Annotated in this window: 8 protein-coding genes and 1 pseudogene; 7 read left to right on the forward strand and 2 right to left on the reverse strand. The window is 32.8% G+C overall.

Annotated elements, in window-relative coordinates; genetic code table 11:
• Window positions 1-87: 87 nt before the first annotated feature.
• Window positions 88-831 (reverse strand): annotated as a pseudogene (locus FEM21_RS06005) (SDR family oxidoreductase).
• Between the two features lie 97 nt (window positions 832-928).
• Between FEM21_RS06005 and FEM21_RS06010 the strand changes: the two are divergent.
• A complete protein-coding gene (locus FEM21_RS06010) occupies window positions 929-1270 on the forward strand; it encodes a winged helix-turn-helix transcriptional regulator (RefSeq protein ID WP_035658987.1) in 342 nt (113 codons plus the stop codon).
• A gap of 367 nt (window positions 1271-1637) precedes the next feature.
• Here FEM21_RS06010 and FEM21_RS06015 read toward each other — a convergent pair whose 3' ends face one another.
• A complete protein-coding gene (locus FEM21_RS06015) occupies window positions 1638-2699 on the reverse strand; it encodes a phosphatidylinositol-specific phospholipase C1-like protein (protein WP_035658875.1) in 1062 nt (353 codons plus the stop codon).
• 265 nt (window positions 2700-2964) lie between these two features.
• On the opposite strand from FEM21_RS06015, the gene FEM21_RS06020 reads away from it, so the two are divergent.
• The 6 genes from FEM21_RS06020 to FEM21_RS06045 all read left to right on the forward strand — a co-directional run bounded on the left by FEM21_RS06020 (window position 2965) and on the right by FEM21_RS06045 (window position 13222).
• Complete coding sequence (locus FEM21_RS06020) at window positions 2965-3504, forward strand: RNA polymerase sigma-70 factor (protein ID WP_035658876.1); 540 nt, start codon at window positions 2965-2967, stop codon at window positions 3502-3504.
• Window positions 3505-3572: 68 nt separating this feature from the next.
• The gene (locus tag FEM21_RS06025; protein ID WP_035658878.1) at window positions 3573-4496 is read left to right on the forward strand and encodes a FecR family protein; all 924 of its coding nucleotides are present in this window, start codon (window positions 3573-3575) and stop codon (window positions 4494-4496) included.
• A gap of 73 nt (window positions 4497-4569) precedes the next feature.
• On the forward strand, window positions 4570-7851 hold the full coding sequence (locus tag FEM21_RS06030; protein ID WP_035658879.1) for a SusC/RagA family TonB-linked outer membrane protein: 3282 nt from the start codon (window positions 4570-4572) through the stop codon (window positions 7849-7851).
• A 5-nt stretch (window positions 7852-7856) separates the two neighbouring features.
• Window positions 7857-9626, forward strand: coding sequence for a RagB/SusD family nutrient uptake outer membrane protein (locus tag FEM21_RS06035; RefSeq protein WP_035658881.1), 1770 nt, complete (start codon window positions 7857-7859; stop codon window positions 9624-9626).
• A 228-nt stretch (window positions 9627-9854) separates the two neighbouring features.
• Entirely contained in the window at window positions 9855-12518 is a 2664-nt protein-coding gene (locus FEM21_RS06040; RefSeq protein ID WP_035658882.1) for a PAS domain-containing sensor histidine kinase, read from the forward strand.
• Between the two features lie 140 nt (window positions 12519-12658).
• A complete protein-coding gene (locus FEM21_RS06045) occupies window positions 12659-13222 on the forward strand; it encodes a hypothetical protein (protein WP_035658884.1) in 564 nt (187 codons plus the stop codon).

Raw genomic sequence — 13222 nt, forward strand, 5'->3', positions numbered from 1 at the left:
ATTTTGTAAAAAACGCAAAAATTACGAAGCTTACTAACTTTGTGAACTTTGTAATCATTGCGTTTTTGTGATTGATTTTTGAAATATTTATGCTAAAACCATTCCACCATCCATAATAAAATCGGCACCTGTAATAAATCCAGCAGCATCACTACTTAAATACGAAACCATTTTGGCAACATCTTCTGCTTTCCCTATTTGTTTTAGCGGAACTTTATCGACGACTACATTCATGATACTTTTTACAGTGTCCTCGTCCAGACCAACTTTTTTCATTACTTCGGTTTCTGTTGGTCCCGGACTCACTGAATTGACTCTGATTTTTCTAGGTGCTAATTCTACCGCAGCCGATTTCATAACAGAATTTAAAGCTGTTTTACTCGAAGAATACACAGAAGACCCCGGACCTGGCATACTGGCTGTATTAGAGGAAAGAAATACCACCGAAGCACCGTCTTTTAAAATAGGAATAAATTTGCTTAAAGTGAAGTAAGCACCTTTAAAATTGACATTCATTATACTGTCGAATAATTATTCTGTAGTTTGTTCTATTGTTCCTAATCCGGCAATTCCGGCATTGATAAAAAGAATATCTACTGTACCGAAATCGGCTTTTACTTTAGTAACCAGCTTCTCAATATCAGTAACACTCGACTGATCTGCTATAATTGCTGTGACACCTAATTCCAATGCAGCTTTTTCAATAGCTTCTTTTCTTCTTCCGGTAATAATAACCCGAGCACCCTGTTCTTTTAATTGTTTGGCAGTAGCATAACCAATGCCGCTGTTTCCTCCTGTAATTACTGCAATCTTATTTTTTAAATTGTCCATTTTTTATATGTTTTTAAATTATGAGACAAATTTAAAACCAAAATGGTATAACTTTGTAACCAGTATAATAGAGTATACCAAACTAATTTTTAGCAAGATGGAAAGAAATCAGAAAGAAGAAGTGCAGGCTTTGCAGGACACCTTACATGTTTTGGGAGGTAAATGGCGATTACCCATTATTAATTCTATCTGCAATGGAAATCATCGTTTCAGAGAAATAGAACGTAGTATTCCGGGGATAACAACACGCATGCTTTCCAGAGAGCTTAAAGATATGGAAATGAATATGCTTATTAGAAGAACTGAAAATAGGGATGCCGAAATACCGGTAAAATATGAATCTACACCTTATTGTAAATCTTTTGGTCCTGTTATCGAAGAAATGATTAAGTGGGGAAAATTGCATCGAAAAGAAATTATCAGAAAATCTAAGCAATAGGGTTAGCCAGGTGTGTTTTTAGTTATAAAGAAACTTATTAAACAAAAATAGCAACTCATTATGAATGGGTATTTTTTATTGTTTTTCACTGCATTATATTCTTCGTCAGTTACAATTTCACTGGATTTGTAAGAGTGAATGTTTTATATTAGTAAAAAAATATTGCTTATGGCTGTAACCAATATAAATCAGGTTGTGATTTTAAAGTAAGTGTTTAAACAGTTCGGGGAAAACTGCAAAACCAAAAAGCGACTAAGAAATTGGTTTATGGAATTTTTGAAGTCCGAAGCTTAAAATACATTAATAAAAAAAGCTTCCCATTCTCAATAAGAATAGGAAGATTTTTTAGAATGAAACCAGTAGAATTCTATTTTTTAGCATTCACAGGATTTGGTCTTACATAAGTTCCGTCATCATATTTAACCTGATAGCTCGATTTAAATAATGTACTTGGTAAATAATAATCAGTAGTAATCACTTGTGCTCCCGATTTTTTTGCCGCTTCGAAATGTGAATAATCATTATTTCGGGCTTCTTTAGTATCAGCATCAGCTCTGGTTCTTATTATATAGCCTTTTTTTACTAAGTCAGTAATTGTGTTGTCTTCAGGATTATTTCTGAATAAAGTTGCAGCTTCGGGTTTTCCTGGCTCGGCATTAATGAAAGCTGCACGTCCTTTTAACGATGGATGATTTAAAGCATATAAATCTCTTTTAGCTCCATTATTATCCAAAATAAATAAGAATTTACCTTTCGCTTTTTCAACCGTAGGCCAATTGTTATTGAGAACTGCTTCTTCCAGTGTTTTGTATTTCCCACGAACCATATCGGGTGTGATTAGTTTATCGCCTAAACCTTTGCGAAGTTCATTGTCTAAAGCATCAAATAATTCGGCTGTGAATTTTTCTGATTTTGTTCCAAGGAAACTATCATCATCTTTTGGTTCTAAAGTAATAAAAACAGGTGTGTGATCGGGATTGGCATCAGACCAATTTTTTAATTCAGCCAGACAATTTTGAAGTGTGTAGCATGAAGTTCTAAAATCGATATCAATCATGTGAAAAACCTTAAAACCTGGTTTCTTCATTTCGCCGTTAGGATCATAAGTTGCTTTCGATTTTACAATATCTAATCCTTTTGGATGAGCAAATTTACCACCTTTAGCATCAGCCTGTACATCAATTTCAAGATTACGTAAACCTTTATTCAATTGTTCAGTGATACTAATGTGTGTGTATTGCAAACCTTTTAAAGAGCGCGAAGTGTCTTTTGCCTGAATAGCATTATACAAATCAGCTTCCATAGCCTGGCGGTAACTGTTGTGGGAACCAATAACTTGTAATTGATTTATTTTTAATTGCTCATTTTGTGCATTCGAAGTACAAATAAAAGCAGACGAAATTAGAAATGTAAACAGAATTTGTTTCATAATTTGAAAATATAGGAATTAATAAAGATAGGGAATAAGATAAATGATTTTTTATCTTTTTTTGAGTTTACTAAATTAAAGTTGGTATCAGATTTTTGTGTTAACTAAAGAAAAATAAATTACTAAAGGATTGTAATTTTTCCTTTTAAAAAGTAGTACAAATACAGCAAATACATTGATTTATTAATTTAAAGATAATCTTCAGGAAAAAATAAAAGCAGTGTGATTTAGTACTTTGCATCAGTAAATACCACTACATTAAACGATGAATAATCCTGAAATTTTCGAAAAAACGTATACCCAATATTGGAAAAAGTTAACTGCTTTTTCATATACGATGACTCAGGATAACGACTTGGCACAGAACATTGTTCAGGATGTTTTTGTTGATTTATGGGAACGAAAAAGCGATGTGAAAATCCTTTCGATAGAAGCCTATTTATTTAGAGCAGTAAAAAATCAGGTTTTTAAACATTATCAAAATAACAGGTTTGATAAAACCATTTTAGAAGATAAGTTTGAAGATTATGTAATGGATCATTTTACGACTATTGAACCTGAATTATTAGATTCGCTTTATTCCTTATTAGATAAACTTCCTGAAAAACGCAAAGAAGTTTTATTGATGTACAAAATGCAGGACATGAGCATTGACCAAATTGCCGATGAACTCGAAGTATCTAAACAAACGGTAAAAAACCAAATTTCTACCGGATTAAAACAATTGCGCGAAGGCTTAAAAGACTTGGCGTGGCTAGCTCTTTTATTGTTTTGCATCGAAATTTTTAAGATAACTTTTGCTTAACGGTTTCCTAACATTTTTGGATAGTACGATTTCTTGATTCCGGTACTTATAGGTAATTAAGAAGTAATATGATAAAAAGAATTAAACATAGTTTAGAACGTCTTATTGACAAAAGTGTTCAGAATAAAGCATCAGACGCTGAAGAGAAATTATTAGAAAATTTTTCGTTAAACGAATATCAAAAATCTAGTTGGAATACTGAATTGATGGGAAATGCTGACGAAGTTTCTAATACTATTTATAAAAATATTCAATTTAGGATAGGTTCAAAAAAGCAATCATTTCCTTATTTAAAATATATGGCCGCTGCCAGTATTCTTTTTCTTGTTGGTTTAGGATTTTTCTATAAACTGGCGATTGTTTCAGAAAAGCAATTAACATTTCAAACATTGGATGTTCCCAAATCTATCCAATTAAGTGATGGTTCGAAAATTTATCTGGCAGCCAACTCATTATTTCAATATCCGGAAAAATTTTTAGCCGAAGAACGAAAAGTAACCCTTTTAAAAGGAAATGCTTTTTTTGAAGTAGCTAAAGACAAAAAGCATCCATTTATTATCAAATCTGGAGAAATTAAAACGAAGGTTTTAGGAACTTCATTTCATATTCAGTTATCAAAATCAAAATGCGAGGTAATTGTGATAACCGGAAAAGTAAATGTCACTACAAAAGATCAAAGTGTTGATTTGGTTCCTAATCAGCAAGCTTTGTTTTCTGGCGGAAAATTAAGCCGTATGTCTGTTGATAAATCCTTATTAGTGAATTGGTACACTACTGATATTGCTTTAAACGAAGCCGCTTTACAACAAGTAATTACTGTTTTAGAATACAAATATGGTGTGCAATTTCAATTCGAAAATAAATCAGTTTTAAAAAATCCGGTGACGGTATTTATTGAGAAAAATGCTTCGCTTGAAAGTGTTTTAAAGCAAATTAATTATATCACAAACTTAAATTTTAATGAATATGACAAAATAGTAAAAGTGAACTAAAATCCAAAAAAAAGCAGTTGCTGAGAACAACTGCGATTAATAATTAAGTATCGAAAAACCAATAACTTAAATCATGTATTTAAAACGTAGTAATGTAAATTTTTTAAAGGGACTTTTCTTTTCAGCCCTGAGCTTACTATCTGTCCAAAACGGATATAGTACAGTTAATTACAAAGTGTCAAATGTAAATAATAAAATAGAAAAAGCAACACTTGTTTCTATTTTTTCAAAATTAAGTCAGCAAACAAATTATAAATTCAGTTATGGTCAGGCTATTATTGCTGATAATAATTCGTACACGGTAAATTATTCGAATGCATCAGTTACTGCAATTTTAAATAGCCTTTCTAAAGAAGCTCATTTTAATTATAATATTGATGGCAAATTAATTTTAATTCAAAAAACAGCTGTTCAAAAAAGCTCGCAATCAGCTGATAAAATTAAAGTAAAAGGAAAAATTGTTGATGAAAACAATTTACCAATTCCGGGAGCGACTGTTATGGAGCCAACAACTAAGAACACAGCCATAACTACTTTTGATGGTGAATTCGAATTGGCTGTAATGGAAGGAAAAACAATCGAAATTTCTTTTTTAGGATATAAAACAAAAACGGTTGGAGTTCAAAAAAGTTTTATGACTATCCAGTTAGAACCTAATACATCAGAATTAAATGAGGTGTTAGTAGTAGGTTATGGAAAACAATCTAAAAGAGACGTAACAGGAGCGGTAACCCAATTATCTGAAGCTAATTTTAAACAAGGAGTAAATATATCAGTAGATAATTTAATTCAGGGAAAAGTTGCTGGTGTTCGTGTGGTAAATTCAAGTGGAGAACCAGGTGCAGGGGTGAATGTAACTATTAGAGGAGTTGGCTCAATCAGAAGCGGAAGTACGCCATTATTTGTAGTGGATGGTTTACCATTGTCAAATGATGATGTGAGTCCTACGGGAACAAATGTTGGTTTCGGAGCTTCTGCAGCTAAAAATCCATTGAACTTTTTAAATACAAGCGATATCGAATCGATTACTGTTTTAAAAGATGCTTCGGCAGCGGCGATTTACGGAGCAAGAGGTTCTAATGGTGTGGTTTTGGTTACCACTAAAAAAGGAGCAAAAGGTGAGGGAACATTAACTTTTGATTCGTATTTAGGAGTAGCAAAAGTGGCTAAAAAACTAGATGTTTTAAGTGCTGATGAATATAGAAATGCTATTACAGATCAGGCTTTTGATCACGGTGGAAATACTGATTGGCAGGATGTGATTTACAGAACAGCAATTACAAAAAATAATGCACTTTCTTTTGGTAAACAAACAGAAACAGGAAATTATTATGCTTCTATTGCTCACATGGATCAGGAAGGGATTATTCAAAACAGTAATTTCAAGCGTTTATCAGGAAGAATTAACGCAGCTGAATCATTTTTAGATAACAAACGTTTAAAATTAAAAATGAATCTTACAGCTAGTGAAACTAAAGATAATGGCGTTCCTGTAAGTGATGATGGTGGTTCAAACGGTCAGTTAATTGTACATACCTTGATGGCAAACCCAACAAGATCTGTTTTTGATGCTAATGGGAACTACACTAATTTTAATATGAATGCACATTATAATCCGGCCTATTTATTGAGTATTTATGAGGATGAAACACGTACAACAAGAGTATTAGGAAACTTAGAAACTTCATTTAGAATTATTGATGGATTAGAGTATAAATTAAACATAGGTTTGGATCGCTCTACATCAGAAAGAAATACGACTATTTATCCAAATATTACTGATTTGAATCCGACAGGAAGATATGTTCAGAGCAATCTTGATTCTAAAAACTCATTGTTAGAGCATTATTTAACTTATAATTTGTTGTTAGACAAACACAAATTTGAAGTTTTAGGAGGTTTCTCTTATCAGAAATTTGAAAGATCAGGAACTAATTTTACTATCGAAAATATTACTGACAGAGGAGTAGGTGTAAAACCATCAATTAACCCAGGTTTTGAAGGCGAAAAACCAGTAGTAACAGGTTACGCTCAGGAAAATGAATTACAATCTTATTTTGGTAGAGTAAATTATACCTTTAATGAAAAATACCTTCTAACAGCTTCAATGAGAGCCGATGGTTCTACTCGTTTTGGAGAAAATAATAAATACGGCTACTTTCCTTCTTTTGCATTAGGATGGAATATTTTTAAAGAAAATTTCCTCGAAAATGCTACTGCTTTTGACAACTTAAAATTGAGAACCAGCTGGGGACAAACCGGAAATCAGGAAGTAGAAAATAAACTAACAAAGGCTAGTTATTCTTTATCTGGAGCAGATGGTTATTATTTGTATGATGATTTGAATTTGGTAAACGGGGTTTCGGTAGTAAGAACAGCCAATCCTAATTTAAAATGGGAAGTAGTTACTCAGTTCAACGTAGGAGTTGATTTTAATCTATGGAAAGATAAATTGTATGGTACAGTTGATTATTTTAATAAAACAACTACTGATGCCATTTTAAATGTTCCTGCACCGGTATTGAGTCCTACAACAACAATCTGGACGAATATTGAAGATGGAAAAATCATCAACACAGGACTTGAGTTCATGTTAGGTTCAAAAATAATTGATACTAAAGATTTTTCATGGAATGTAGATGTAAACGGAGCAACATTAAAAAATAAAATCCAGGATTTACCGGTTTCAGAAATTTTAACCGGAGGTGTTTCAGGACCTGGACAATCTGGGGTAAATGCTAATATTTATAAAAATGGTTACGCAGCCGGATCATTTTACATGAGAAAGCACATTGGGTTTGACGAAAATGGAGCTGATATTTTCGAAGATCAAAATGGAGACGGAAAAATTGACAACAGTGACAGAGTTATTTTTGAAGGAGCGTTGCCTACTTTTTACTACGGACTTAATAGCGATATGCGATATAAAAACTTCAGTTTTTCATTCTCTATCATTGGGCAAGCAGGAGGTTATTTATTGAATAATACAGGTTTGAATGCTTTAAATATTAACAACCTTGCTTCAGACAGAAATGTAGCTACAAGATATTATGAAACTGGAGCTAACTCTGCAAATGCTCCAATTTTATCATCGCTTTTCCTTGAAAAATCAGACTTTATCCGATTAAATACAGCTCGTGTAGGATACAATTTTAATCTAAAAAATGTAAGCTGGTTAAATGGATTAACAGTGTATGTTACCGGGCAAAACTTACTTACGATTACTAATTATTCAGGTTACGATCCTTTGGTTAATACACCAAAATCAAACGGAGGAAACCAATCTATAGGTATTGATTACGCTAGTTATCCAACTTCTAGAACGTTTAGTTTTGGAGCAACTTTAAAATTATAATTATCATGAAAACAAGAACAATTTTAAGTTTAAAAATTATAACATTATTCTCTTTTACTTTTCTTTTTACTAACTGTACTAATCTTGATGAGGTAGTACTAGACGAAGTTTTAGGAAATGAAGCTTCAAATCCTGCAGGAGCATTGGCTGCCGCTTATGACCGATTAGGAGACAGAACATTTGTCGATCACGGAGGTGTTTTTTCATTACAGGAATATACTACTGATGAAGCTATCTTACCAACACGCGGAAGCGACTGGGGAGACGGTGGAAAATGGAGAGATATGCACGAATTTACATGGACTTCTAATAATGCTATTGTGGTTGATAACTGGAATTTATTGACCAATGGAATTACACGTTCATTAACAGCAATTAAGGCTATAGAAGAAAGTACTATTCCTGAAAAAGCATTGTTTTTGGCAGAAGCCAAAGCGCTTTTAGCATTTTACACTTACCATACTTTGGATTTGTATGGGCAAGCGCCATACAAAGATCCAATGATTTTGAATCCACCCTTGCAAGTTCTTAAAGCAGATACACAAATTGATAAATTAATTACAGAAGTTGAAGCTTTACTTCCTGATTTGGCTGATATTAATACACAAAATACACACCATGGAAGATTTACAAAACAAGCTGCTTATGCTTTTTTAAGTAATATGTATCTGAATCGTGCTGTTTTCAAAGACCGTTATAATGCCACATCCAGTTTTAATTTTAATGAAACGGCTGTATCAGGTTCAGGAACCGATATGGATCGTGTTATTTATTATACTTCACTACTAATTGATTCAGGGAAGTTTTCTTTAGAAACAGATTATTTCAAAAACTTTGCAAGAGATAATGATAAAGGAAAAGAGCTAATTTTTGCCATTTCTCAAAAGATTGATTACATCCGTAATGGTTCAAACAGTTTTGCTTATGTATGTGTAGAACGTAATCAGAGAGCATCTGCACTAAACAGAGGAACTAACGCAGCTTGTACAACTCCTGAATTTTACGCAACCTGGGATGGAAATCATGATGATCCTAGATTTCACCAGCATTATCAATATGCCGATGGTACCTGGTTCATGAATGATGGAACGGATGTAAGTGTACCAGCGACCGATATGGTGCCTAATAGTAGTCCGGCGACACCTTGGTTCCATTTCAATAGAGGAATTCAGGTTGGCCCTCAATATGGTCCTAAATTATTAACGTCAGCCGCTTTTGAAATGGTAGGAAACCGTATTAAAGTGTCTCCTTTGTATATGGAAAAAAGTACCACTACAAGAATGGATTTTACTCCTTCATTAACGTTCTCAAAACCTTTGGAAGCTGTTTTTGCTCAAAATGAAATCAATCAGGGAGTTCGTATTTTTAAGTATGAGTTTGATCCCGAAGGAGGAAATGGAAATAGTAATGTAGATATTCCATTGTTTCGTTTAGGAGGAATGTATGCTATGAGAGCCGAGGCTTATTTTAGAAAAGGAAATACAGGTTTAGCAATGGCTGATTTGAATAAATTACGTACCAGCAGACAAAGAGAAGCGTTATTTGCAAATGCACCGGGAAAAGTACTTACTACTTTGAATGAGGCACAATTGTATAAAGAATTAGGTTTCGAATTGTACTGGGAATTACAAAGAAGACCGCAAAGTATGCGTTTTGGAAAATTTGATTTACCAGGAACCGCAAAACCGGCTACAGAGCCTTACAGAAGATTTTTTCCAATTCCTCAAACTGTTATAGATGCAAAAGATTTAGAACAAAACGAAGGATATAAATAGACTTAGTGTGTTAGATTATGTTTTTTAGCAAATGGCCTGTTTCGAAAGAGACAGGCTTTTGTTTTTCTGAAAAGTCTAACAAAAGAATCATTTAAAAAGATTTTTTTATTTGGAATAATACGTTTGTTAAAAAAATCTAAAATTTAATTAAAAAACGAATGTTTTGGTGTTTCATTCGAAATAAATTTGTTTTATATTAGCATATAGCTTGAGCATTATAAATTCAATATGGAGCAAATAAAAAACAACGACCTTTTTAAAACTATTTTTAATTCAGTCCCTAACGGTATTACCGTGATGAAATTTGTTTATAATGACAAAAATGAAATTGAAGATTTTTTAATAATGATGTTGAATGCTTACAACCGTGATTTACTAGGCGATATTGATTATAATGAACAGCTTTACAGCAAAGTTTTCCCTGCGGCAAAAAATAATGGAATTCTCCAAAAATTTATTGAAACAGCTCAAACTGGTATTGTTTCTAACTTTGATCAGTGGTATGAAGATGAAAACAGGAAACAATGGTTTCGGTTTATTGCTGTAAAACAAGCTGATTTATTAGTTGTTACTACTGAAGATATTACCGAAAAAAAACAAGCAGAAATAAGACTGACCAATGCCTTAGAAGCTGCCGAAAAACAAAGAAGACTCTACAGCTCTATTACTAATAACACACCTGATTTAGTGTATGTATTTGATCTTAACTACAATTTTACTTATGCTAATAAGGCTTTGTTGAAAATGTGGGGAAAATCAGCTAAGGATGCAATAGGCAAAGGTTTAAGAGACAACGGTTATGAAGAATGGCATGCTCTAATGCACGAAAGAGAAATTGATGAAATTGTTGCTACTAAAAAAATGATAAGAAGCACGGTGTCTTTTCCGCATGCCGAATTAGGAAAGCGAATTTATGATTACATTCTTACTCCTGTTGTTAATGAGAAGGGAATAGTAGAAGCAGTTGCCGGAATCACACGTGATATTACAGATATAAAATTGTCTGAACAAAAACGAGAACTTAGCGAACGTAGGTTAAAATCAATGATTGAGCAAACTCCTGCTCCCACCTTAGTCTTAAAGGGAGATGATTTAGTAATCGAACAGATTAATAAACACATGCTTCAAATGATTGGGCGTGGAAAAGAAATTATAGGAATGCCGTTAATTGACGTATTGCCAGAGTTGAAGGGACAATATGTTTGGGAACAGGTTAAAAATGTTTACAATAAAGGAATTTCTTTTGATCAGAGTGAAGTGCTTGTACCGCATAATCGTACAGGTAAAATTTGTGATTACTACTATAATCTGGCATATCGTCCTTTAATTGATGACGGACAAATAACGGGTATGATTCAGGTAGCAGTTGATGTTACTGAACAAGTTGTAGCAAGAAAAAAACTCGAAGAAAGTGAAAATCGTTTCCGGGCACTAATTAATGCTTCGTCAGATGTGGTGTATTATATAAATGCCGACTGGACTATTATGAGCAACCTTGATGGAGGTTTTCTGTCTGGTCACAGCAATTTGGTTTCAAATTGGTTAAATAAATACATCCACCCTTTAGATAAAGAAAAAGTAATTCATTTGATTTCTGAATCTATTTTAAACAAAAGCATTTTCGAACTGGAGCATCGTATTTTGAATGCTGACGATTCTATTGGATGGATTTTTTCAAGAGTAGTTCCAATTTTAGATCATGATAATGAAGTTATTGAATGGTTCGGTAATTCGAGTGATATTACTTCGCAAAAAGAAATACAAGAAGTTATTAAGGAAAGCGAAGAAAAGTTTAGATTACTAGCGGATATGGTTCCGCAAATTATTTGGACGAGTGAACCAGATGGATTTGTAGATTATTATAATAAGCGATGGTATGAGTATACTAATTCTAAAGAAACGGAATTGGGTGATGCCAGTTGGTACTTATTGTTGCATCCTGATGATGTAAAAGGTGTAGAAGAATTGTGGTATAAAAGTATAAAAGAAGGAGATTCTTATCAAGTAGAATTCCGTCTGAAAAATGCAAATACGGGGCAATATCGTTGGTTTTTAGGACAGGCACTTCCTGTAAAAGATAAAACAGGAGCAATTACTAAATGGTTTGGAACCTGTACAGATATTCATGAGCATAAAACGGTAACTGAAAAGTTAGAATTACTTGTAGCAGAACGTACGAAAGAATTACAACGTTCTAATGAAGATTTACAGCAGTTTGCCCATGTTGCCTCACATGATTTAAAAGAACCGGTAAGAAAAATAAAAACTTTTACCAGTCGTCTTGAGGAATATTATAAAGGTAATATAGATGAAACTGCAGCAAAATTTATTGACAGAATTCATGTTGCTGCCGATAGAATGTTCAATATGATTGACGGAGTATTAGCTTATTCTAAAATCAATGCTAATTTGAGACAATCAACGTTAGTAGATTTGAACGAAGTCATTAAAAATATAGAAACTGATTTAGAGGTTGCGTTGCAAAGATCAAACGGAATAATTAAATATGATCATCTTCCCACAATTGAAGGAGCAACCGTTTTATTGTACCAGCTTTTCTATAATTTGATTAATAATTCAATCAAATTTGCTAAAGATGATATTGCGCCGGAAATTAGTATAACTTCAGAAATTGATTCTGATACAAACACTGCTATAATTACTTTAAAAGATAACGGAATTGGTTTTAGATCAGATCAGGCTGATTTGATATTCGAAACTTTCTCTCGTTTGAATTCTAAAGATAAATATGAGGGTACAGGGTTAGGACTGTCTCTTTGTAAAAAGATAGCTGAACGTCATGGAGGAAAAATAACAGCATCAGGCAGTAATGCTAATGGAGCCGAATTTATTATAACGCTTCCTTTGAAACAAAATGAAAATAATATTTGATCAAAGCTTTGTGTCTAATTTTATTTTCTTCCTAAATAGAATTTATTCAGTATTTTATGTCTTCGTCATAAGTTTTTTAGATTTCTTTTTTGGTAAGCCGCAATATTTTAGCTAAATTGTAAATCCCAAAAGAAAAATCTATGAAAAAAATTCCTCTACTATTCGCTTTTATAATCCTTTTTATTTCCTGTGAAAATAAAAAAGAACTAGAACTGCAACAGAGAGAAAATGCTTTGAAAGCTAAAGAAGAACAATTTGCAGAAAAAGAAGCCGATTATAAATCATTATTATTACTTCGGGACAGTATTACTGCTACTAAAGATACTATAGAAGTAGTAAAAGAATGGCCTAAAAATCTACGAGGCATCTGGAATAGCAAAATGGTTTGTAGAGAATCTAATTGTAGTAATTACGTAATAGGTGATCAGCGGAATCAGGTTTGGCAATTCGTTTCCGATTCAACAGGAATTTATACCAACGTTCTCAATAATAAAAAACTGGTACAAACATTTAAAGCCAAGTATATAGAAGATAAAGTAATACTTGAATTTAATGGTGATACTATTTCGAAAAATCCAATAAAAATAAATGTAATTCTGGACGATATTAAAGAAAATATTGTCAAAGGAACCCAAACAATAACCGGGCATGATAACTGTAATGCCAAATTTTCAGTAGAACTTACTCTCCCTCAAAAAAAATAA

The sequence above is a fragment of the Flavobacterium seoulense genome (assembly GCF_000695795.1).
GTDB lineage: Bacteria > Bacteroidota > Bacteroidia > Flavobacteriales > Flavobacteriaceae > Flavobacterium > Flavobacterium seoulense.